Here is a 22,277-nt window from a genome sequence, read left to right as displayed (position 1 = left end):
CGTGACATCTGCCGGGTCCCGCGGCAGCTCTCGCCTGGAAATGCATCGGCGGTTATGGTGCCTCGTGGGCGCCCACGAGGCGCGTGCACTTTTCCCCTCGAAAGGTTCCTGATGACCCTTCCCGCAGGCGTCTCGCGGCGGGGCGTTCTCGCCGCCGCAGCTGCCGGTGCCGCCGCTCCGCTCGTGCTCGGTGACGCGGCCGGCGCCGCTCCCGCGACACGTCCCGGTCACGGCCACCACCCGAAGACGTATGACCTGACCGTGCTCGGCACCTCCGACACCCACGGCAACGTCTACAACTGGGACTACTACAAGGACCTGGAGTACGACGACAGCGCGCACAACGACGTCGGTGTGGCCAAGCTCGCCGCCCTGGTCAACCAGATCCGGGCCGAGCGGCGGGGCAGGGCCACCCTGGTGCTCGACGCCGGCGACACGATCCAGGGCACGCCGCTGGCCACGTACTACGCCAAGCAGGAGCCGATCACCGCGACCGGTGAGAAGCACCCGATGGCCAAGGCCATGAACGTGCTGCACTACGACGCGGTGACGCTGGGCAACCACGAGTTCAACTACGGCCTGCCGCTGCTCAACCTGTGGATCCGCCAGCTGGGCTTCCCCGCGCTGGCCGCCAACGCGCTCGACGCGACGACCAAGCGGCCGGCCTTCACGCCGTACGTGATCAAGAAGGTCTCCCTCGGGCACGGCGCACCGACGCTGCGCGTCGGGATCCTCGGCCTGACCAACCCCGGCGTGGCCATCTGGGACAAGGGCAACGTCGAGGGCAAGCTGGTCTTCGCCGACATGATCACCACCGCCGCGAAGTGGGTGCCGGTCATGCGGGCCCGCGGCGCCGACATCGTGCTGATCTCCGCCCACGGCGGCGACAGCGGCACGTCCAGCTACGGCCCCGAGCTGCCGAACGAGAACCCCAGCGCGCTCATCGCCGAGCAGGTCCCGGGCATCGACGCGATCCTGTTCGGGCACGCCCACGCCAACGTCCCGCAGCGTTTCGTCACCAACCAGCAGACCGGCGCCCAGGTGCTGCTGTCCGAGCCGTCGAAGTGGGGCCAGCGGCTGAGCCGGATGGACTTCACGCTGACCCGCGACCGCGGCCGGTGGACCATCACCGACAAGAAGTCCGACCTGCTCAACACCAACACGGTCACCGAGGACCCGCGGGTGCTGGCCGTGGTCAAGGCCCAGCACGCCAAGACGGTCGCGTACGTCAATCAGGTCGTCGCCACCTCCACGGTGGAGCTGACCACGGTCGAGTCGCGGTACAAGGACACGCCGATCCTGGACTTCATCAACAAGGTGCAGACCGAGACGGTGACCGCGGCGCTGGCCGGCACCCCGTACGCGTCCCTGCCGGTGCTCTCGCTCGCCGCGCCGTTCAGCCGGACGGCGGTGTTCCCACAGGGTGACGTCAAGATCCGCGACGTGGCCGGCCTGTACGTCTTCGACAACACGCTCGAGGCCGTGGTGCTGACGGGCGCCGAGGTGAAGGCGTACCTGGAGTACTCGGCGAAGTACTTCGTGACGCTGCCGGTGGGGGCCACGCCCGACCCGGCGACGATCAGCGACCCGGCGGTGCCGGACTACAACTACGACGTGTTCTCCGGCGTCGACTACGACATCGACATCAGCCGCCCGGTCGGTGACCGGATCACCCGGCTGGAGATCGCCGGTGCCGCGGTCGCGCCGGACGCCCAGTTCGTGGTCGCGGTGAACAACTACCGGCGCAGCGGCGGCGGCAACTTCCCGGGCATCGTCAAGACCCAGGTCTACAACGCCCAGCAGGAGATCCGGCAGCTGCTGATCGACTGGGCGCAGGCCAAGGGCGAGATCAACCCGGCTGACTTCTTCGTCGCCAACTGGCGCCTGGTCCGCGCGGGCGTCCCGGTCTTCTGACCGAGGCCGCCGGCAACAGGAGGCCGTCGTGATGGTCCCCCCGGAACATCACGACGGCCCACCCACCCCATCCCGGCCGGCCACTGTTACGGCCGGGAGGCTCACCGCCGGCCGCTCTCTCGGCCGGGAGGCTCATTGCCGGCCGCTCTCTCGGCCGGGAGGCTCATTGCCGGCCGCTCTCTCGGCCGGGAGGCTCATTGCCGGCCGCTCTCTCGGCCGGGAGGCTCATCGCCGGCCGCTTCCTCGGCCGGGAGGCTCATTGCCGGCTCAGCGGCCCGGCCCTGACTGCCACTGGCCGTCCTCGTCGGCGGTCAAGGTCAGCGAGGCGGTGTGCCCGTCGTCGAGCGTCAGCCGGCACAGGTACTCACGCATGCCCTCGACGTCACGCTCGCCCACGGCCCGGCACCGCGCCGCCGTGACGTTGATCCGGGCCGCCTTGAGCTGGCCGTCCCCGACGACGTTGCGCTGCACCGCCTCCAGGCGCTGGTTCTCCCGGAGCTCGGTGACGAGCGGGCCGACCAGCACCGCCGAGGCCACGAAGGAACAGAAGGCGCCGGCCACGAGGGAGATCAGGAACGTGATCCAGTACGGGGCGGTGCTGTTCCGGGTCCGCCGGGCCTGATCGGCGCGGCGCTTGGCGGAGATGGCTCCGAAAATGCCGAACAGCATGGTGAAGACGGCCACCGGCCACACGGCGGGCGCCTGGGCGCGGGAGGCGTGCCGCATCTCGTCGGGGAACGGGACCAGCAGGCCGCCGTACTGCGGCAGCGGCTGCTCCGGCGGCGTGGGCGCCTGCCCGGCGGTGGCCCACGGCGGGGCGGTCGGATAGGCCGAGGGCGGGGGATGGGCGGCGGCCTGCGGCGGGCCGCCGGGCTGCGGATACGGTACGGGCTCCGGATAGCCGGCCGCGCCCTCCTGCGGGTACGAGACGGCCGGGTAGCCGCCGCCGGCCGACTGCGGAGGCGGATATGCCGCGTAACCCGTGGTGAACTGGGGGTAGTCCTGGGGCGCGACCGCGTTCTCGGGGCCGGGGGGAACCTGAGTGGTCATGCGGGGCCTTTCCGGGGGCGGCTCGGGAGCAGTGCCGTGCCAGAGCCCTTCCCATCGGCCCACCGCCGCCGGACTTGAGCACACTCGCCCGGCGCCGCGTCGTGTTCCCGACTCACTCGATGGACATCGATGGCTGGAGGAGGAAGGTCGAGCCGTATCGGGAGGTGCGTCATGCGGAAACTCTTTGTCGCGGCGACAGCCGGTCTGCTCCTGGCCGGCCTGACCACTCCGGCCCGGGCCGACAGCGGCCCGGCGGCCGGGTTCGACGGGGTGCGGGCCTGGAACGAGGCGGCATTCCAGGCGGTACGCACCACCCGGGCGAGCGACGCCGACGCCGCCCGCTGGTACGCGATGCTCAACGTGGCCATGTACGACGCCGTCAACGGCATCGTCTCCGGCCGTTCGGAGCCGGCCCGCCACCAAGCGCTGATCCCCGGCCCGGGCCCGCGTGACGCCGACCCGTACGCGGCGGCGGTGTCCGCGGCGCACGCGGTGCTGGTGGCGGTCGACCCGGCCCGGACCGCGGCCTACGACACCCGGCGCGACGCCGACCTGGCGCGCGTACGCCCCGGCCATCGCCGGGCGGCGGGCGCCCGGTGGGGCGACGAGGTCGGCCGGGCAGTCGTGCGGGCGCGGGCCGACGACGGCTCGTCACCGGTACGCACCCAGCCGGCGGGGACGGGACCGGGGGTGTTCCGGGCGGAGTGGTCCGGGGTGCAGTACGGCGACGTGCGCCCGTTCGCCGTCCGTGACCCGGCCGCCTACGTGCCCGGCCCGCCGCCGCCCCTGGCCAGCGTCGAGTACGCGGCGGCGTTCGCCGAGGTCGCAGTGCTGGGAGACGCCGCCGTGCCGGCACCGGAGCTGCTGGCGACGTACCAGTTCTGGTCGGTCCCGGCGGGCTCCGACCAGCCGCCGGGCGAATGGCTGCGGATCGCGCTGACTGTGGGCGGCGATCTGTCGCTGGCCCAGGGGACGCGGATGACGGCGCTGGTGAGCATGGCCCTGGCGGACTCCACGGTGACGACCGTGCGGACCAAGGAGACGTACCGGCACTGGCGGCCGACGACGGCGATCCGCGAGGCGGACACCGACGGCAACCCGCTGACCACGGCGAACCCGACGTGGTCAGCGCGGGCGGGTTCCGTGGGAGGCAGCCCGGAGTGGACGTCGGGACACAGCTCGTACAGCAACGCGGGGGCTACGGTGCTGGCCGGGTTCTTCTGCTCGGACAACGTGCGCTTCACGCACGTGAGCGACACGGCGCCGGGTGGGCAGGCCCGCAGCTATCCGAGCTTCTCGTCAGCCGCAGCGGAGGCCGGCCGGTCGCGGGTTTTCGGCGGTCAGCACTTCGCGTTCAGCGACCGGGCGGGCCAGGGGATCGGACGAGGGATCGGGGACGAGGTGCTGGCCACGCAGCTGCTGCGGCTCCACGGGAGCACCCACGTCGGCTCTTGTCCGCGCTGATCTGCTGCGCGGCCATAATCACCGACCATGGACCTGGACGACTACCAGCGCGGTGCCCTCCGCACCGCCGCTCCCCGTGACAAGAAGAACGAGCTGCTCCACCTGGTTCTCGGCCTGGTCGGCGAATCCGGGGAGATCGCCGAGAAGTTCAAGAAATGGGTCCGCGACCTCGACAGCGACGAGTCCCGGATCGACCGGGACGACATCACCAAGGAACTCGGGGACGTGCTCTGGTACGTCGCGGTGCTGGCCGACTACCTCGACCTCTCACTGGACGACATCGCGCAGGCCAACTTGGCCAAACTGGCCAGCCGGCAACATCGCGGTGTGCTGAGCGGCAGCGGCGACGACCGCTGACCCGTCAGTTGTTGCCGGTGCCCGTGCCGCCGCCGTCCTCGCCGCCGCCGCCACCTTCCGGCGGTGGCGGCTCGGTCGTGGGCGCCGCCGGGGTCGTGGTGGCCGGCTCGGTCTGGGGCGGTGTGGTCGTCTTGTCCGGGGTCGGGGACGTGGACGTGGAGGCCGACGTCGACACCGACTTGCTGGGGGACGGCTTCTGGGTGGGCCGCTGGGTGTTGGCCGGCGGGTTCACCGGGCGGGGACCCTCGGTCGTCTCGGTCGGCTCCACCGGCGCTTCGGTCTCGTCGTCGGCTGTGGCTGACTCGGTCGGCACGATGGTGTTCGGCTTCTGGTCCGCGTCGGCGTTGCCGTCCTGCAGGGCGATCGCCAGGGCCAGGCCGCCGGCCAGGATGAACAGGCCGATCACGGTGAGCAGGACGGCGAGCTCGTTCCTCGTCCGGCCGCGCTTGCGGGGCGGGGCCTGCACCGGGGGTGCGGCTTCGAGCAGGTTGCGCTGGCCCGGCATGGTGCGGCGGGGCGCGGCCGGGCTCATCGGCCTGGTCAGCGAGGTGCCGCTCATCGACGTGCCGGTCTGTCCCAGGCCGGTGCCGGTCAGTCCCGCACCGCCCAGTCCCGCACCGGCCAGGCCGGCGGCGCCCAGAGTCGTGCCGGTGGTCGACGGGCCGTGCATCGTCGGGCGGCGCAGGGCCGTGCCCGTCATCGAGGTGCCGGTCTGCGAGCGCCAGTCGAGGGTGCCGGCGGCGGCCACCGCAGCCGCGGCGAACTCGGCGGCGTCGGCGAAGCGGTCCTCCGGGTGCTTGGCCATCGCGCGGCTGATCAGCTCGCGGACGGCCGGCGGCACGGTGGTCTCGGGCAGCGGCTCCGGGTCGTCCTCCAGGTGCCGCAGCGCCACCTGCAGAGCGTTGTCACCGTCGAACGGCGGGTGGCCGGCGAGGCAGTGGTAGGCGACCGCGCCGAGGGCGTACACGTCGGTGGCCGGGGTGACGTTGCCCTTGGCGACCTGCTCGGGTGCCATGTACAGCGCGGTGCCGACGATCGCGTTGAGGCCGGTCACGCTGGTCACGGCGGCGGAGCGGGCCACGCCGAAGTCGACCAGGATCACCGTGCCGTTGGGCTTGACGATCAGGTTGCCCGGCTTGACGTCGCGGTGCACGGTGCCGTTCTCGTGGGCGGCGTGCAGGGCCTCGGCCGCCTGCGCCACGATCGACATGGTCTCGGCGACGCCCAGGCGGCCCTGCTCCTTGAGCCGGGCCGAGAGCGGCTCGCCGTCGACGTACGCCATCACGAGGTACGCGCAGTTGTCCTCGTCGTTGGCGTCACCGGCGCTGTAGTCGTACACCTCGACGACGCCGGGGTGCCGGAAGGCGGCCATCATCCGCGCCTCGCCGTAGAAGCGGGCGGCGAACTCCGGGTCGGACAGCATGGCGCTGCGCAGCACTTTGACGGCGATCGTGCGGCCGAGCACCACGTCGGTGCCGCGCCACACGTCACCCATGCCACCCGTGGCGATGCGCTCGTCCAACCGGTAGCGGTTGTCCAGGAGACTTCCCGAACTGAGCACCAGCGGACCTATCTACTCGGGTGTCGCCACGGACGGATGACGCGGAACGGGGGCCCGGCTGCGAGCCGGGGCCAACTGTACAGATTCACGTCACCTCCAGGCGAGGTCGGTGGGTCGCCGGCCGGGCGTGGTGCCGGCTCATCGGCGGGTCAGCGGCGGCACCGTCCGGCCCGCCGCGGAGTCGGTGATCAGCTGGTCGAGGCGCCGCTGCCGGGTTTCCGGCCGTTTGGCGCCGACCACCCAGTGCACGGCGGCCCGGCGGTAGGACGCGGGCTGCGCCGAGAACCATTTCCATGCCGCCTCCTCGCCCTCGAACCGGGCAGTCTGCTCAGCGTCGAGCACCGCGTCGGCGGGCTGCTCGTACGAATACGCCGCCACCCGTCCGGGCTGGCGGGACTCGAAGGCGTGCAGCCCGGCCGGGTGCATCCGCCCCGCCGCGGTCAGCTCGGCGATCTTGGCCACGTTGACCGCGCTCCACACGCTGCCCTCGCGCCGCGGGGTGAACCGGACCTGGTAGCGCTCGTCGTCGATGCGGCGAGCGATGCTGTCGATCCAGCCGAAGCACAGCGCCTGCTCGATCGCCTCGGTGTGCTGCACCGTGGGCCGGCCGGTGTGCTTCTTGTAGTAGCCCACCAGCAGCTCGGGCGCGTCGCAGTGATGCTCCAGGAACCAGGCCCGCAGCTCGGCGGCGTCGGCGAAGAACACGGGCTCCATGGCCAAGAGCCTAGGCGCGGGGTCCGACAGAGAACAGCGACCGCCGGGCGGCAAAGGGCTCCGTCCGGCGGCCGTTGCCGGTCAGTTGTCGTAGGTCGGTGTGACCACGACCACCGCGTCGGGCTCTGACTCGGCCAGCTCCAGCTGCTCGTTCTCCGCCTGGCGCTCCAGCGCGGCCCGGGCTGTGGTCGCGGCGGCCCAGCCCAGCGCGACGCCGAGCAGGCCGGCGCCGATGAGCAGGCCCCAGGGCAGGCCCGGCTTGCGGCCGGCCAGCGCGTTCGCGGCCAGCGTGGCGCGCTCGTACGCCTCGTCGCTCACCTCGGCGAGCTTGGCGGCGGCCTTGTCGGCCAGCTTGCTGCTCTTCTTGCTGGCCCGGTCGGCGAGCTTGCCGCTCTGCTTGCCGGCCTTGTCAGCGAGCTTGGTGGCGGTGGCCGCGGCGACCGCCGCCTTGGCGCTGGCCAGGTCGGCGGTGTGCTTGCCGGCGTCCTTGGCGCTCTCGCCGGCGTCCGCCATCGCGGACGACAAGTAGTCCCAGGCCTGCGCGGCTGTGCGCTCGGCAGTGTTCTTACGAGAGAGCATCTCCTCGGTACCTCCTGCGATCGCCGGTGCCGGCGGGTGGGTCGTCGACTCATAGCTCGTGCCCAAGCGCCACGAAAAGCAAACGTACCGGTGAACGGGCGACGTCAGTCGGATGTGGACAGCGTCACGTCGGCTAAAACGGTGGACATCGCTGGGTACGCTTGCGTCGGTTCACACGAGGCACACAGGTGTCTGCCAGGTTCACGCACTACGGTTCGAGCAGTTTCACCGAACCCGACGGGGGTAGTCATCGCCGCCCCCGACGACAGCGGCATCAGGTACGGCCGCCGTCGTGCAGAGGAGAAGACGCTCGGGGCATCCCGGGCGGGTGGAGGTAGTGGCGTGACGCTGTCGATAACGACGTCGACACTCCCCGCAGGGGTGGTGGAGATCTCCCCGGCGGGTGAGATCGACGTCGAGAACGCGTACGAGATCAAGGATGCCGTGGCGGGTCAGCTCGCCGCCGGGCGTCCCGAGCGCATCGAGCTCGACATGCACGGCGTGACCTTCATCGATTCCGTGGGCATCAGTGCCCTGGTCGCGGCGTTCCAGCTGGCCAGCGTCAGCGGCGTCAAGCTGGTCGTCACGCGGCCCAGCCGGTTCGCGCACCGCCAGCTCTGGGTCACCGGCCTGCTCGGCCTCTTCGGCGCACCGCAGCCGTGCGCGGATTGTGACGAGCCTTCTCATCAGCCCCTCGTGTCCGGCGCCTGACCGCGAGTGATCATGGAAGTTAAGCCTTCCTGAGGCGGCTTGTCCGGGTGCTCGGCGGTAGGGGATAGTGCCCTGCGTGGCGAAACTTCCGATGGGCACCGCCATCCTCCGGCGATATGTGCTGATCGGCGCCATCGGTCAGGGCGGTGTCTCGACCGTCTACTCGGCCGTCGACGCCCGCCAGGGGCGCAAGCTGGCGGTGAAAGTGCTGGCCCCGAGCCTGGCCGACGACGTGCAGGCCCGCGAGGACGTACGGCGCGAGGCGCTGATCACCGACCGGCTGCGGCACCCGAGCGTGCCCCGGGTCTTCGAGTACGGCGAGGCGCCGCTGCCCGACGGCAGTGTGGTGCCGTACGTGGTGCTGGAGTTGCTGGCCGGGGTGCCGCTCACCGAGCGGCTGGCCCGGGGGCGGCTGGAATGGCCGGAGGCTGTCCGGATCGCCGCTACGGCCGCTGACGTGCTCGCCGTGGCCCACCGGCGGGGCGTGGTGCACCGGGACCTGACCGCCCGCAACATCATGGTCAGCCCGGCCGGTATCAAGATCATCGACTTCGGCCTGGCCACGGCCGCGCTGCGCACCGGCGACTCCGGGGCCCACCCGGTCGTGATCCGCCGCGGCGCCGCTCGCGAGGGCCCCACCCGCGGCGCGGTGATCCACGGCGGCGGCCCCCAGCACGGTGCCCCGCGACATGATGGACCGGACCACGGCGTCGCCCGTCACGCCGACCCGGACCGAGGAGCGGCAAGGCCCGCTGACCTGGACCGGAGCGGCCTGGACCGCGGCGGCCTGGACCGCGGCGGCCTGGACCGCGGCGGCCTGGACCGAGGGGCGGCAAGGCCCGCCGGTCTGGACCGGGGCGGCCTGGACCGGGGCGGCCTGGACCGGGATGGCCTGGACCGAGGGGTGGCAAGGCCCGCCGGTCTGGGCCGGGGCGGCCCGCGGCACGAAGGCCCGAAGCGGGGCGGCCTCGAACGCGGCGGCGACGCGAACGCCCTGCCCTCGCATCCCAAGACGGCGTTCGCCCGTCCGGCCGACGACGTCTACACCCTCGGCGTGCTGCTCTACGAGATGCTGACCGGCCGCTCCCCGTACCCTCCGGCGGTCGCGGCCATGATCGTGGCCGCCGGCCGGGCCGGTCACCTGGCGCCGACGCCCGTCCTGGCCATCCCCGGCCTGCCGCCGCCGCTGCGCGATCTGGTCCGCGCCTGCATGGCGAAGCGCCCCGAGGACCGCCCGCCGAGCGTCGACGTCGCGCTGGACCTCTGGCGGATCCTGGACGGCGTCAGCCTGCCCGAGCCCTCGGTCAACTGAGACTTCAGATCGCGGGTGTCTGCACGACGATCGACTCGAGGTTGAACTTCACGTCGGTGGCCTCGGCCGGCGACCGGATCGGGGTGACCACCGCGAAGCCCTCGGCCAGCGCGGCCAGGTCGGTGCCCGGTTCCAGCGGCTCGTCGGCGGCCTGCACCGCGGTGCGGACGAAGCCCTCGCCGGCCTCCGCGATGCTCATCTGCACCTGACCGAATCTGGCCAGGGTGGCCCGGCGCAGCCCGCGGATGCCGTCCACGTGCAGGTCCGGCACGTTCAGGTTGAGCACCGTGCCCGGCGGGGTGTGGGTCAGTGTGGGCAGCAGTTTCATCGCCAGGCCGGCGGCGCTGTCCCAGTGCCGGTTCTCGTCGTCGGCGTGTTCCAGGTCGGCGATGGCCTGGCCGCCGCTGGCCGCGGTGCCGTTGGCCGGGGAGAGCACGTCCAGGGAGACGGCGAGCCCGTGCAGTCCCGCGTGCGAGGCCGTCAGCGTGGCGCCGACCGTGCCGGAGTGCACGACCGCCGCGCCCGCGTTGGCGCCGCGGTTGATGCCGGACAGGACGATCTGCGGCGGCGGGCCGAAGGCGCTGCGCAGGGCGAGCAGCACGATGAAGGCGGGGGAGGCCGCCACCGCGTACGCGGGCACGTTGCGCACCCCGGGCAGCTCCCGCTGCGACACCACGATCTTGCCGTTCTTCTCCACCGCCGTCATGGCGGCGCTGGTGCCGCTGGCCTCGGTCAGCGGCGCCGCGACCACGATGTCGAGGCCCTGGCGGGCGGCGGCCCGGGCCAGGTGGCGCAGCCCAGGCGCGTCGATCCCGTCGTCGTTGGTGATCAGGATCCGTGGCGTCGTCATACCGGCACCTTCGTGTCGACGGGCGTCAGTCTCACCCGCTCGGTCAGCACCTGGACGGCGTCGATGCGCCCGGTGCCGAGCCCGTGGCGGGTCACGTTGAGGGCGCCGGCCGCGGCGCCCGTGCGTACGGCGTCACACAACGTGCCGCCCTGGGCGAGCACCGCCGCGACGCCGGCGGTCATCGAGTCGCCGGCCCCGCGGGACTCGGCGGCGATCATCTTGGGCATGTCGACCTCGTACACCTGGTCCTCGATGAGAGCCAGCGCGCCCTCGTCGGCCCGCGAGACAAGCGCCATCCCGGCCCCGTCGTCGTGCAGCTTGTGCAGCGCGCGGGTCAGCGACTCGGTGGAGCCGTCCTTGACCATGCCGTCACGGATGAGCTCCTCGTGGCTGACCTTGACCACGTGCGGGCGTGCTTCGAGCGCGGCGGCCAGGTGGGCCGCGGACAGGTCGACGATGACCTTGCAGCCGTTGGCGCCGAGGTCGGTGGCGAGCCGCCGGTAGATGTCGGCGGGCACGACGGACGGGTGGGCGGGCCCGCTGAGCACGGCGATGCCCGCCCGCAGCCCCTCGGCGAGGGCGAGGCTGTAGAGCTCGTCCATCTCGTGCCGCGACAGCGGATGGCCCGGGTCCTCGGCCAGCTCCTCGCGCTGGCCGCTGCGCCGGTCGTGGACGTACCAGCCGGTGCCGGAGTCGCGCTTGATCGTCTTCAGCGTCACGCCATGGAACTTCAGCAGCGGCTCCAGCACCCGTCCGACCTCGCCGCCGGTGGCCGAGCAGAGGGTGACCTGGGCCCCCAGCAGAGTGATCATCCGGGCCTGCCAGACGCCCTGCCCGCCCGGGTGCACGTGCAGCTCCGCCTTGTCGTGCTGCTGCTCGAGCGTCACGGTCAGCTGGGGCGCAGGCACGAACACCATGACGCCTTTGTGGCTCATGAGCACAGTCTTGCGGACGGGCCCGCGCCGCGGGCGTGATCGCTGATTTAGGCGGTCCCGTCCGGGACGAGGCGAACCGCTCGGTGCTGCTCAGGGTTTGACGCCGAGCACCGCCCCGTTGGCACCCGGCGCGTCGAAGCGGACCGTCCGCACCTCGCCGAAACCCGCGCCGGTCAGCCAGTCGGCATACTCCGCGTCGGAGTAATTGCGGCCGCCCACGGTCTCGACCAGCATGTTCATCCCCATCAGGGCGGCCGGGGCGGGTCCGGTGCGGTCCGCGTCCAGCAGCAACTCGGAGATGATCACCAGGCCGCCGGCCGGCAGGGCCGCGTAGGCCTTGGCCAGCAGCTCCCGGTTGGTCGAGGCGTCCCAGTCGTGCAGGATCATGCTGAACAGCACCGTGTCGTGACCGCCGGGCAGTGCGGCGTCGGTGAGGAAGTCGCCGGCCCGGGTGGTGATCCGGTCGGCCAGTCCGGCCAGCTCGATCTTGCCCGCGGCGATCTCGACGACATGCGGCAGATCCAGCACGGTGGCGGTGAGGTCCGGCTGCTGCCGGCAGAGCTCGATCGGGTACGCCCCGGAGCCGCCACCCACGTCCAGCAGCCGCTGCCGCCCGGCCAGGTCCACCGCGCCGCCCAGCGCCCGCGCGGTGAAGATCGACGTGGAGTACATCGCCTCCCAGAAGGTGGCCAGCAGCTGCGGGTCGGCGGTGGTGAACATCGACTCCTGGGTGTCCGGATCCCAGGTCAGCGGCCGGTCGGTGTGCAGCGCCTCGCCGATGCGGTGCCACGGCAGATAGGTGCGGTGGTCGCAGTAGGTGACCTGCCCGCCGAAGTAGTACGGCCGGCCGCGGACCAGGAACTCCTCGGCCAGCGCGGTGTTGCGGTAGCCGTCGCCGGCGCGTTCCAGCAGCCCGAGCGAGGCGCAGGCGGTGAGCAGCAGGTCGGCCGGGCGATCGGGCAGGCCCAGTTCCTGCTCGGCGGCCGCGACGGTCAGGGTGCGGCCGCCCGCGAGCCGGGTGAACAGGTCGAGCTCGACGGCGGCGGCGAAGGTCTTGAAACTCCAGAAGCCGGTGACGAGGTCCATCAGGGGTGTCGGCGTCAACATGACGCAGATCATGGCAAAGGGGCGCTCGCGGCGCGCCCGGGTCGTTATCGGGCAGCGGCCTCGGTCAGCTCACGCAACGGCGTGACCAGCGACGGGTCGCTGCGCAGCAGGTCCTCCAGGCGGACCCGCCACCGGCCGGCCTCGATGTCGGCGGTGAACCGGTCGCTGTCGCTGCTCTGCACCGACGCCTCGAGCAGACGCTGGCGGGTGGTGGCCAGTTCGCCGTACATCTCGGTGCCGAGGCGGTTGAGCACCCGGCCCGCGTACGCGTCGTAGCTCGGCCCGGCGGCCATCCGGACGAATGCGCGGGCGGCCTCCCAGGCCACCCGGGGCTGGTGGATGACGGACTGCGTCATGGCGATCCCCTCTGTGGTTGGCGTCACAAGGAGTGTAGGAGCCGGACGCCTTCCGGGGGATGCTTCGAACGGCTTGCTACCAACCCGCCGGGGTGCACGGGCCGCCGGCGCCGACCGGTTCGACCTGCAATGTCGCGTGATCGATGGCGAAGTCGTGGTGGAGAGCCTCGCGGGCGGTGGCCAGCACCGTGCCGAGCTCGGCGGTGGGCTCCAGGCTCAGGTGGGCCGAGGCGACGTCCATGCCCGAGGTCAATGTCCAGACGTGCAGATCATGGACGTCGCAGACGCCCGGTACGGCGGCCAGCCGCGACCGCACGTCGCCCACGTCCAGGCGCTCGGGCGCGGCCTGCACCAGGATGCGGACCGCGGCGCGACCCAGGGCGAAGGTGCGGGGCAGGATCGACAGGGCCACGACCACGGCGACGATCGGGTCCGCGTACGACCAGCCGGTGACCGCGATGATCGCGGCCGCGACGATGACGCCCGCCGAGCCCAGCAGGTCGCCGAGCACCTCCAGATACGCCCCGCGGACGTTGAGACTCTCCTTGGCCCCGGCCCGCAGCAGCAGGAAGGCGACGATGTTGATCAGCAGGCCACCGGTCGCCACGATCAGCATCGCGCCGGCCGGCACGTGCGGGGGATCGGAGAAGCGGCGCACGGCCTCGATGAGCACGTAGATCGCGACACCGGTCAACAGCAGGGCGTTGGCCAGGGCGGCCAGCACCTCGAGCCGGTAGAGCCCGAACGTGCGCTGCGAGTCGGTGGCGGCCCGGCCGGCGGCGTGGATCGCGGCCAGGGCCATCGCGATGCCCAGCACGTCGGTGAACATGTGCCCGGCGTCGGAGAGCAGGGCCAGTGAGCCGGTGGACAGCGCAGCCGCCGCCTCGACCAGCATGAACGCGGCCAGCAGCCCGGCCGCCCACCACAGGCGGGCGCGGTGCCGCTCGCCGGCGCGCAAGGCCTGGCCTCCGTGGTCGTGCCCGGCTCCCATGAGCCCTACCTTCCGTCGCCGCGCTGAACCTCGGCCAATATATGTTCACATCGCTATGTATGCAACTTGAACTTGAATGCCATTCCGCGGGTACAGAGAGGTGCCAGAAAGTTCCCGCCTGGAAGGAATCACCCCTTGTCCAGAGGCACTCTCGCACTCGTCACCACGGCAGCCCTGGCCGTGGTGCTCGGCGCCGCTCCCGCCGAGGCCGCCCACCGCGGCGGCTCCCCGCAGAGCACCATCCAGCTGCCGAACGGCTTCCAGCCCGAGGGCATCGCGATCGGCAAGGCCCCGTACGCGTACTTCGGGTCCCGGGTCGACGGCGACATCTACCGGGCCAGCCTGCGCACCGGCCGCGGTGAGGTCATCAGCCAGGGCCCCGGCACGCAGTCGCTCGGTCTCAAGATCGACGACCGGGGGCGGCTCTTCGTCTCCGGCGGCAGCGGCGGCGACGCCCGCGTGATCAACGCCGCCACCGGCGCGGTGCTGAAGTCGTACACGCTGCAGACCGTCCCGTCGTTCATCAACGACGTGACGCTGACCGGTGGCGCCGCCTGGTACACCGACTCCACCAACCCGGTGCTGTTCAAGCTGCCGCTGGGCCGGTCCGGCAAGCTGCCCGCCGAGGCGGTCCGGGTGCCGCTGACCGGCGACATCACCTACCAGACCGGCAACAACGCCAACGGCATCGCGCCGACCCCCGACCGCCGGGGGCTGATCATCGTGCAATCCAACACCGGCAAGCTTTTCCGTACGTCGTACAGCGGACGCACCACCGAGATCGACCTCGGCGGCGAGTCCGTGCCCAACGGTGACGGCCTGTGGCTGCGTGGCAGCACCCTCTACGTGGTGCAGAACAGGCTCAACGTGATCACCCGGATCCAGCTCGACAAGCGCGCCACCAAGGGCACGGTGGTCAGCCGCACCACCGACCCGCGCTTCGACGTGCCCACCACCATCGCGGAGTACGGCAAGTACTTCTACCTGCCGAACGCCCGCTTCACCACGCCGGCCACGCCGGACACCGAATACACCGCGGTCGGGGTCAAGCGCTCCTAACGCGCCGCACCGTGCCAGTCGCGGGTCCCCACCGTCGTCAGGCGCTGGGTGGCCCGCGACAAGGCCACGTACAGGGTCCGGGTGCCGCTGGCGTCGACCGCGATCTCGGCCGGCTCGACCAGCACCACCGCGTCGTACTCCATGCCCTTGGCCTGCAACGCGGTGACCACCTGGATCCGCTCGGGCAGCCCGGCCACCCACCCGGCCATCTCGTCGCGGCGCAGCACCGGCGTGATCACGCCGATCGTGCCGTCGACGTCGGAGAGGTGCTTCTCGGCCGCCTCGCGGACCGCCTCCGGCAGCTGCGCGGCCCCCACGACCAGGTCCACCGGCTCCACCCCGGTGCTGCGTACCGCCGAGGGCAGCGGCAGGTCCGGCATGATCGTGCGGATGACCCGGGCGGCGACCGCGAAGATCTCCGACGAGTTGCGGTAGTTCGTGGTCAGCGAGTACGTGTTGCGGCGCCGCGAGCCCAGCGCCCGGTCGCGGGCCCGGTCCAGCTCCTCGGCGTCGCCGGACCAGGCGGTCTGCGCCGGGTCACCGACGATCGTCCAGGACGCGTACGTGCCGCGCCGGCCGATCATCCGCCACTGCATCGGGGTCACGTCCTGCGCCTCGTCCACCACCACGTGGGCGTAGTCGCGGTAGTCCTCGTCGCGGACGACCTGCGCGCGGCTCAGCGCCTGGCGGTCGGCGTACGTGCTGACCTCCTGCACCCCGTCACGGACGTGGAACGGGTTGTTGGTCCGCTTCCTGGCCGGCTGCCGCGGGCGGCCCATCAGCTCGTCCAGCTCGTCCAGCAGCGCCACGTCGGCGATCGTCGGCCCGTGCTCGGCCAGCCCGTCGAACGAGCCCTGCAGCAGCGCGATCTCCTCCCGGGACAGCAGCCCGTTGGCGTACCCCCGCAGCCGGGCGGGCTCGGCCAGCCAGCGCAGCACCCGCATCGGGGTGAAGCGCGGCCACCAGGCCCGCAGGAAGTCCCGGAAGTCGGTGCGGTCGGCCAGCTCGGCCTCGAACTCCTGCTTCTCCGGCAGCGTCTTGACCGAACCCTTGGCCTGCGTCCACAGCGCGTCGAAGACCCGGTCGAAGCCGGTGCCGCGGACCTCGTTGCGGCGCGCGCCCCGCGGCAGCGCCTTGCGCCGGATCCGCTCCAGGTCGGCGGCCTCCAGGCGCAGCAGGGCACCGCGGTAGAGCAGCCGCAGCTCGGTCGGGGCGCCCGGCACCGCGTCGTGCGAGGCCCGCTCCAGCACCCGGCGCATCCGCAGCGAGCCCTTGAGCGCGGCCACCGCGGTCGGGTCGGTACGGGTGGCGTCATACCCGGCGACCAGCGAACCGAGCGAACGCAGCGTCGCGGTGTCCTCGCCCAGCGACGGCAGCACCGTCGCGATGTAGTCGACGAACACCCCGGACGGGCCGACCACCAGGATGCCGCCGCCGGCGAACCGGCTGCGGTCGGAATAGAGCAGGTACGCCGCCCGGTGCAGCGCCACCGCGGTCTTGCCCGTGCCTGGACCTCCGGTGACGATCGTCACACCGGAGGCCGGGGAGCGGATTGCGTCGTCCTGCTCACGCTGGATGGTGGCGACGATGTCGCGCATACCCCGGCCGGTCGCCTTGGAAAGACTGGCCAGCAGCGCGCCGTCACCGACCACCCGCATGTCGGCGGGCGCGGCCTCCGGGTCGAGCAGGTCGTCCTCGATGTTGGTGACCCGCTCGCGCGTCGACTGGATCATCCGGCGCCGCACCACGCCCAGCGGATCGGCCGGCGTGGCCCGGTAGAAGGCCGCCGCGGCGGGCGCCCGCCAGTCCACGACCAGCGACTGCGACTCCTCGTCGCGGATGCCCATCCGGCCCACGTAGTGCACGGCGCCGCTGGTCAGGTCCAGGCGGCCGAAGACCAGGCCCTCGTACTCGGCGTCCAGGGCGTGCCGGCGGCGGGCCCGGTGGAACACCATGGCGTCCCGCTCGACCAGCGCGCCGAAGGTGCCGACGCCGGCGAGCTGATAGCCCTCCTTCTCGGCCTGGGACGCGTCCTGGCGCAGGTCGGCGAGCCGGGCGTACACCCGGTCGACGTGCTGCTGCTCGACGGCGATCTCCTGCTGCAGGACGGTGGCGTCGCTCAAGTCCGTTGTGCTCCCCGCTGGTGCTCCGCGTGCTCTTGCCGCCGCCCGGCACCGGCGCCAGGGGGCAATCGAACTTACTCCTGTTGCGGCACCTGCGTCGACGGCGGCACGCCCGTTGCGGCTCGATCGGCCCCGATCACGCCGCCCGGTCGTAGCCGGTGCGCCGGGCGGGGGCCGGCACGCGGCTCGGGGTGCTCGTCGCCGCGCGGTCGACGACGGCGAGCAGCGCGGCGGAGACCTCGGCCGGGCGTTCCATCATGAGCATGTGGCCGGCGCCCTCGAAGACGGTCAGCTCGGTGCCCGCGAGAGCCCCGGCGATCGACTCGGCGCACGGCGGCGGGGTGAGCCGGTCCCGGTCACCGACCAGCGCCGCGGCGGGCACGTCACCGAGCGCGGCCAGCGTGTCCAGCCGGTGCTGGGCGCCGACCGAGGCCCGGAAACCGCCGATGGACCGCAGCGAGGCCCGCCCGAACGCCGACATGGTGACCGCCAGGTCGCCGGGCTCGTACTCGTCGCCGAAGAGCAGCCAGCGCACGGTCGGACGCAGCACGGGCAGCATCGCGCTGTGCGGCCGCCAGGCGCCGAGCCGGGCCAGCAGACCGGCACCGGTCTCCTCGGCGGCCCGCAGGACCGGCGTGATGGTCGTGGGCAGGCCGTAACAGGTGTGGGTGGTGCCCTCGGCGGTGGTCGAGACGAAAACCAGCCCGGCCACCCGCCCGGCGAACTCCTGCGGGTACGAGTCGGCGAACTCCATGATCGTCATGCCGCCGAGCGAGTGCCCGACCAGCACGATCGGCCCGGCCGGGGCGTACTCCCGGAGGACCTCGGCGAGGTCGTCACCGAGGTGGGCCAGCGTGGCCGACCGCAGCCGGGTCGGGGAGGAACGGCCGTGCCCCCGCGCGTCGTACGCGACGACCCGGGCGTCGACCTGCTCCAGCGCCCTGGTCTGGTGATGCCAGGTCCGCCGGTCGAGACACCAGCCGTGCAACAGCACCACGGTCACCGGCGCGTCGGCTGGGCCACTGGTCTCGACGTGCAGCCGTACGCCATCGGCGAGGGTGAGCTCCGACCGCTCGGACATGGGCACCTCCGTGATTCGCACGGCCCCGTTGTACCCACGGGTAATAAGCATCACGCGCGAAAGACCGAATTGCCAGACCTATGGAAGATCTTGCGCCGACCGGCCTGTCCCAGTCGGTGGGCGGAGCGACGTGATCTGCCTCGCACAGGCTGCTGCCGGCTGGTCACTCGTAGAGAATCAGAGCCATGACGGCTTCCTCACCTGCGGAACAGGCAGCGCCGGTGCACCCGCCGGCCGCCTCGAGTTCATCGACCATGGTCGGAGCGGTCCCGGCCGCGGGGCCCGCGACAGCCGCCGGCCGCCCGGACGCCCCGGTGCGGATCGTGCGGCCGGACGACGCGCTCGCGGAGCTGATCGCCGGCAACCGCCGGTTCGTCGGCGGCCGGCCGCTGCACGGCCACGACGTGTCGGCTGCCGCAGCGGCGTCCGGTGGGCAGCTGCCGCACGCCGTGGTCCTGGGCTGCATCGACTCGCGGGTGCCGCTGGAAGCGATCTTCGACCAGACCTTCGGCTCGATCTGCGTGGTCCGCTCCGGTGGGCACGTGGTCGACCACGCGGTGCTGGGCTCGGTCGGCTTCGCCGTGTCGGCCCTCAACGTGCCGTTGATCATGGTGCTGGGCCACGTCCGGTGCGGCGCGGTGGACGCCACGGTGACCGCTCTGCGGGCGGGGGACCGGCCGGACGGAGACGTGGGGTATCTGGTGGATGAGATCGAGCCTGCGGTGCGGGCGGTCGGGCTGGATGACCCCGAGGTGACGGCCAAGGCCATGCGGGCCCATGTGGCTCGGACGGTGCAGCGGATGCAGGACGTGGCCGGGGTGCCGGCGGCGATTGCGGCGGGGAAGGTCGGGGTTGCGGGGGCGGTCTACGACCTCGACACCGGGCTGGTCGAGCTGATCAGCTGAGTGGTGCACGCGGCCTCCGCCGGGCCGGCCCGCCGGGCCACGCCACGCCGGCCGCGTCGTGTCCTGGTCGTCGGTCGCCTCGGCTGACGGCCACTCCCGCACGCTGCCTTGCCACCCTGAGTGGCCACGCGGCCCTCACCGTGCTGATCAACTTGTCGTGATCTTCAGTGGGCGCAAAAAGGCGCTCCCCGGACCACCTGGTCCGGGGAGCGCCTTCGCAGTGGCGTTGCTCAGCTCTCGAAGACGCCGGCGTCCACGAGGCGCTTCTCGGTCGCGCCCCAGCCGTGCTGCGGGAACGAGGCGTCCAGGCCCTCGATCTCGGCGCGGATCTTGGCGCCGTGGCCGGCGGCCGCGAGGGTACGGATCTCCTCGACGAAGGCGTCCGAGTCGGTACGGAGGTGGTTGGTCTTGCCGTTGGTCAGGTTACGCACGTAGGCGAAGCGCCCTTCGGCGAGCGGGATGAGGTACTTGAACTCACCCAGCACGCTCAGGGCCCCGCCCTGACCGGCCTGGCCGGCGCGGACTGATGCGCGGGCGGTCTTTGAGGTGTTGCTGGCCACGGCGGTACTCCTAGCTAGGTATTCCTCGGCAAAGTTGTCGGCAGAAAATGCCGCAGCCAGCCTACACGAACCCGGGATGGCCGTGCCGCCGGACGGGGTTCGGCCGTTAGGTCAGGTGTGCCTCGACGGCCATTCACATGTCGATATTGCGGTTTCTCTGGCGCACCATCCGTACCACCCGGCATCATGGAGCACGATCAACCGCGGTCGAGGTCGTAGGGGAAGACGCACCTCGGTCTCCGGGAGGTCACCGTGCCAACGTGTGGCGTCGTATACGTCCACTCGACCCCACTCGCCGTGTGCCAGCACGTCGAGTGGGCGATCGCGCGCGTCCTGACCGCGCCGGTCAATCTGCACTGGACGGCGCAGCCGGTAGACCCCGGCATGCGGCGTTCCGAATGCAGCTGGACCGGACGGCCCGGGACTGGCGCCGAGCTGGCTGCTGCCCTCCGGCAGTGGCCCATGATCCGTTTCGAGGTCACCGAGGAACCGAGTCCCGGAGTCGACGGGGAGCGCTTCATGCACGTCCCGGGCCGCGGACTGTTCCGTGGCACCATCGGGGCGTCGGGTGACATCCAGATCGGTGAGGATCGGCTGCGGGCCATCATGGCCGCGGCCAAGGCTCCGGAGGCGCTTTCGCATGCCCTGGAGAAGGCGCTGGGCACGGCGTGGGACGCCGAGCTCGAGCCTTACCGGTACGCCGGGGACGGTGCGCCGGTCACCCTGCTCACCCGGGTGGGCTGACCCGACTCCCGGAGTGGTCCTGGCGGCACGTCGTCGGTGGGGCTGACCGCCCGTTGTCAAGGGGGTGCGCCTGCCCCCGTTCCTGGGGTGGACCGGTTTGTCTACGCGCCCGGGAGCTGATCGAATGACAGCCGTGAAGAGGGCGTTTCGCGTTGCTGTGGCCGTACCCGTGGCTTTGTCTCTGCTGGCCGGGTGCGGCGGCAGTGATGCGCCGCAGCAGCCGCGACCTGCTCCGGGCTCCGCGTCTCCCGCCGCTTCCGCCCCCTCCGTCAGTGCCGCCCCGACCGGCGATCCCGCCGCCCGGGCGCGCGAAGCCGTCAAGACCTTCACCGACGCCCAGCTGGCCGGTCAGGTTCTGATGCCCTACGCCTACGGCGACAAGGCCGACCGGGTGGACGAGACGGCCGCCGCCGGCAACAAGCGGATCGCCGGCGTGGCCACCCCCGCCGAGATGGTCACCAAGTTCGGCCTCGGCGGGCTGATCCTGGTCGCGTTCACCCCGGACGATCCGACCGGCGCCACCAACCCGGCGACGAATGTGGACGATCCGCAGCAGGTGCGGGCGCTGACCGACGGCCTGCAGCGGGTGGCGACCGGCCTGCCCGGCGGGGCGCCGCTGCTGATCGGCACCGATCAGGAGTACGGCGTGGTCACCCGGGTCAAGACCGGCGTGACGCTGCTGCCGTCCGCGATGGCGTTCGGGGCCGCGGGCAAGCCCGAGCTGACCGAGGGCGCCTGGCGGGCGGCCGGCACCGAGCTGGCCGCGATGGGGATCAACCTCGACTTCGCCCCGGTCGCCGACACGCTGGGGCCGCAGGGCAGCTCGGTGATCGGCTCGCGGTCGTTCGGCGCCGATCCGAAGGCGAATGCCGCCCAGGTCGAGGCGGCCGTGCGCGGGATCCAGGGCGCCGGGGTGGCCGCGGCGCTCAAGCACTTTCCTGGTCATGGGCACACCACGGGGGACAGCCACGACGACCTGCCGGTGGTCGCGCAGAGCCGGCTGAAGTGGCAGAGCGAGGATCGGCCGCCGTTCGCCGCCGGGATCGCCGCGGGTGCCGGCGTGGTCATGTCCGGGCACCTGGACGTCGAAGGCCTGGACAAGGGGGTTGCCGCGACGTTCTCGCGCAAGATCATGACGGATGTCCTGCGGGGTGAGCTGAAGTTCGGCGGAGTGGCGATCACCGACGCCATGAACATGCCGCCCGCGATGAAGTGGCCGGCGGGCGAGGCGGCGGTCCGCGCGCTGAACGCCGGGAACGACATCCTGCTCATGCCGCCGGATCTGGCCGGTGCGCGGGACGGGATCTTGGCCGGGCTCAAGGACGGCAGCCTCAAGCGGGAGCGGCTTGTCGAGGCGGTCACCCGTGTCCTGACGCTCAAGTTCCGTACCGCCGCGCAGGTGCGGCCGGAGCTGGCCGCGCTCGGTTCGGCCGAGCACGTGCGGGCCGTCGGTGCCGCCGACGCGGCCGCGATCACCCTGCTCAAGGGCCCGTGTTCCGGGCCGCTGGTGTCCGGGCCGGTCACGGTCACCGCGTCCGGCGGACGGGAAGCCGCCCGGATCACCCTGGTCAAGGCGTTGCAGGACGCGGGCGTCAAGGTCCAGGCCGCGGGCGGCGCGGTCGTGCACCTCGTGGGGTACGGCGACCGGCAGACCGACCTGAGTCCGGACGCGACGGTCACCGTCATCATGGACACTCCACAATTGCTGGCCGGGTCGCGATCGCCGACGCTGCTCGCGACCTACTCGTCCAGCCCGCTCGCGCTGAGCGCGTTGGCCGCGGTGCTCGCGGGCAAAGCTCCTGCGCCCGGCAAGTCTCCGGTAACGGTCGGCAAGCTGCCGCGCAGCGCCTGCGTCAAGTGAGCAGTCGGTGTCGGCCGGGCGAGGCGAATGGCCGGCGTCGACC

The 22,277-nt window shown here is 72.2% G+C and carries 21 protein-coding genes; 9 read left to right on the top strand and 12 right to left on the bottom strand.

Going from position 1 to position 22,277, the window contains the following annotated elements; translation table 11 throughout:
* Nucleotides 1-111 precede the first annotated feature (111 nt).
* Entirely contained in the window at nucleotides 112-1,914 is a 1,803-nt protein-coding gene (locus AB0C12_RS16360; protein ID WP_360548532.1) for a 5'-nucleotidase C-terminal domain-containing protein, read from the top strand.
* A gap of 267 nt (nucleotides 1,915-2,181) precedes the next feature.
* Here AB0C12_RS16360 and AB0C12_RS16355 read toward each other — a convergent pair whose 3' ends face one another.
* Nucleotides 2,182-2,964 carry a hypothetical protein gene (locus tag AB0C12_RS16355; RefSeq protein WP_360548530.1) on the bottom strand — a complete coding sequence of 261 codons (783 nt, stop codon included), beginning with the start codon at nucleotides 2,962-2,964 and terminating at the stop codon, nucleotides 2,182-2,184.
* A 171-nt stretch (nucleotides 2,965-3,135) separates the two neighbouring features.
* On the opposite strand from AB0C12_RS16355, the gene AB0C12_RS16350 reads away from it, so the two are divergent.
* Both AB0C12_RS16350 and AB0C12_RS16345 read left to right on the top strand, forming a co-directional pair.
* Nucleotides 3,136-4,428 (top strand): vanadium-dependent haloperoxidase, encoded by a 1,293-nt coding sequence (locus AB0C12_RS16350; protein WP_360548528.1) that lies wholly within the window; start codon nucleotides 3,136-3,138, stop codon nucleotides 4,426-4,428.
* A gap of 27 nt (nucleotides 4,429-4,455) precedes the next feature.
* Nucleotides 4,456-4,785: a nucleoside triphosphate pyrophosphohydrolase family protein gene (locus tag AB0C12_RS16345; RefSeq protein ID WP_360548526.1), complete on the top strand. Its 330-nt coding sequence runs from the start codon at nucleotides 4,456-4,458 to the stop codon at nucleotides 4,783-4,785.
* A 4-nt stretch (nucleotides 4,786-4,789) separates the two neighbouring features.
* On the opposite strand, the gene AB0C12_RS16340 is transcribed toward AB0C12_RS16345, so the two are convergent.
* From AB0C12_RS16340 to AB0C12_RS16330, 3 genes are all read right to left on the bottom strand, one after another.
* Nucleotides 4,790-6,346: a serine/threonine-protein kinase gene (locus AB0C12_RS16340; RefSeq protein ID WP_360548524.1), complete on the bottom strand. Its 1,557-nt coding sequence runs from the start codon at nucleotides 6,344-6,346 to the stop codon at nucleotides 4,790-4,792.
* Between the two features lie 138 nt (nucleotides 6,347-6,484).
* Nucleotides 6,485-7,060: a YdeI/OmpD-associated family protein gene (locus AB0C12_RS16335; RefSeq protein ID WP_360548522.1), complete on the bottom strand. Its 576-nt coding sequence runs from the start codon at nucleotides 7,058-7,060 to the stop codon at nucleotides 6,485-6,487.
* 81 nt (nucleotides 7,061-7,141) lie between these two features.
* The gene (locus tag AB0C12_RS16330; protein WP_360548520.1) at nucleotides 7,142-7,639 is read right to left on the bottom strand and encodes a hypothetical protein; all 498 of its coding nucleotides are present in this window, start codon (nucleotides 7,637-7,639) and stop codon (nucleotides 7,142-7,144) included.
* A gap of 342 nt (nucleotides 7,640-7,981) precedes the next feature.
* On the opposite strand from AB0C12_RS16330, the gene AB0C12_RS16325 reads away from it, so the two are divergent.
* Together AB0C12_RS16325 and AB0C12_RS16320 are read left to right on the top strand one after the other, a co-directional pair.
* On the top strand, nucleotides 7,982-8,350 hold the full coding sequence (locus AB0C12_RS16325) for an STAS domain-containing protein (RefSeq protein WP_360548518.1): 369 nt from the start codon (nucleotides 7,982-7,984) through the stop codon (nucleotides 8,348-8,350).
* Nucleotides 8,351-8,426: 76 nt separating this feature from the next.
* On the top strand, nucleotides 8,427-9,662 hold the full coding sequence (locus tag AB0C12_RS16320) for a serine/threonine-protein kinase (protein ID WP_360548516.1): 1,236 nt from the start codon (nucleotides 8,427-8,429) through the stop codon (nucleotides 9,660-9,662).
* A 4-nt stretch (nucleotides 9,663-9,666) separates the two neighbouring features.
* On the opposite strand, the gene AB0C12_RS16315 is transcribed toward AB0C12_RS16320, so the two are convergent.
* The 5 genes from AB0C12_RS16315 to AB0C12_RS16295 form a co-directional block, all read right to left on the bottom strand.
* Entirely contained in the window at nucleotides 9,667-10,512 is an 846-nt protein-coding gene (locus tag AB0C12_RS16315; protein WP_360548512.1) for a 5'/3'-nucleotidase SurE, read from the bottom strand.
* Nucleotides 10,509-11,447 (bottom strand): PfkB family carbohydrate kinase, encoded by a 939-nt coding sequence (locus AB0C12_RS16310; RefSeq protein ID WP_360548510.1) that lies wholly within the window; start codon nucleotides 11,445-11,447, stop codon nucleotides 10,509-10,511. The genes AB0C12_RS16315 and AB0C12_RS16310 overlap by 4 nt, the downstream gene beginning before the upstream one ends.
* A 90-nt stretch (nucleotides 11,448-11,537) precedes the next feature.
* A complete protein-coding gene (locus AB0C12_RS16305; protein ID WP_360548508.1) occupies nucleotides 11,538-12,554 on the bottom strand; it encodes a methyltransferase in 1,017 nt (338 codons plus the stop codon).
* Between the two features lie 44 nt (nucleotides 12,555-12,598).
* Nucleotides 12,599-12,910 (bottom strand): hypothetical protein, encoded by a 312-nt coding sequence (locus tag AB0C12_RS16300; RefSeq protein ID WP_360548506.1) that lies wholly within the window; start codon nucleotides 12,908-12,910, stop codon nucleotides 12,599-12,601.
* Nucleotides 12,911-12,986: 76 nt separating this feature from the next.
* Complete coding sequence (locus AB0C12_RS16295) at nucleotides 12,987-13,901, bottom strand: cation diffusion facilitator family transporter (RefSeq protein ID WP_360548504.1); 915 nt, start codon at nucleotides 13,899-13,901, stop codon at nucleotides 12,987-12,989.
* A 135-nt stretch (nucleotides 13,902-14,036) separates the two neighbouring features.
* Between AB0C12_RS16295 and AB0C12_RS16290 the strand changes: the two genes are divergently transcribed.
* On the top strand, nucleotides 14,037-14,960 hold the full coding sequence (locus AB0C12_RS16290; protein WP_360548502.1) for a superoxide dismutase: 924 nt from the start codon (nucleotides 14,037-14,039) through the stop codon (nucleotides 14,958-14,960).
* On the opposite strand, the gene AB0C12_RS16285 is transcribed toward AB0C12_RS16290, so the two are convergent.
* Both AB0C12_RS16285 and AB0C12_RS16280 read right to left on the bottom strand, forming a co-directional pair.
* Nucleotides 14,957-17,083, bottom strand: a complete 2,127-nt coding sequence (locus AB0C12_RS16285) for an AAA family ATPase (RefSeq protein WP_360548500.1) — start codon at nucleotides 17,081-17,083, stop codon at nucleotides 14,957-14,959. The two genes, AB0C12_RS16290 and AB0C12_RS16285, sit on opposite strands and share 4 nt — an antisense overlap.
* Before the next feature lie 136 nt (nucleotides 17,084-17,219).
* Entirely contained in the window at nucleotides 17,220-18,164 is a 945-nt protein-coding gene (locus AB0C12_RS16280) for an alpha/beta hydrolase (protein ID WP_360548498.1), read from the bottom strand.
* A gap of 185 nt (nucleotides 18,165-18,349) precedes the next feature.
* Here AB0C12_RS16280 and AB0C12_RS16275 point away from each other — a divergent pair, with 185 nt between their 5' ends.
* Nucleotides 18,350-19,069, top strand: a complete 720-nt coding sequence (locus AB0C12_RS16275; protein ID WP_360548496.1) for a carbonic anhydrase — start codon at nucleotides 18,350-18,352, stop codon at nucleotides 19,067-19,069.
* A 230-nt stretch (nucleotides 19,070-19,299) separates the two neighbouring features.
* Here AB0C12_RS16275 and AB0C12_RS16270 read toward each other — a convergent pair whose 3' ends face one another.
* The gene (locus tag AB0C12_RS16270; protein WP_360548494.1) at nucleotides 19,300-19,629 is read right to left on the bottom strand and encodes a hypothetical protein; all 330 of its coding nucleotides are present in this window, start codon (nucleotides 19,627-19,629) and stop codon (nucleotides 19,300-19,302) included.
* Between the two features lie 252 nt (nucleotides 19,630-19,881).
* On the opposite strand from AB0C12_RS16270, the gene AB0C12_RS16265 reads away from it, so the two are divergent.
* A complete protein-coding gene (locus AB0C12_RS16265) occupies nucleotides 19,882-20,373 on the top strand; it encodes a DUF3145 domain-containing protein (RefSeq protein WP_212991880.1) in 492 nt (163 codons plus the stop codon).
* Nucleotides 20,374-20,497: 124 nt separating this feature from the next.
* Complete coding sequence (locus AB0C12_RS16260) at nucleotides 20,498-22,234, top strand: glycoside hydrolase family 3 N-terminal domain-containing protein (RefSeq protein WP_360548492.1); 1,737 nt, start codon at nucleotides 20,498-20,500, stop codon at nucleotides 22,232-22,234.
* Nucleotides 22,235-22,277 lie beyond the last annotated feature (43 nt).

It is taken from the genome of Actinoplanes sp. NPDC048967, from assembly GCF_040649415.1.
Taxonomy (GTDB): Bacteria; Actinomycetota; Actinomycetes; order Mycobacteriales; family Micromonosporaceae; genus Actinoplanes.
The sequence above is the reverse complement of the archived record's forward strand: the minus strand, read 5'-3'. Positions and strand labels throughout refer to the sequence as shown.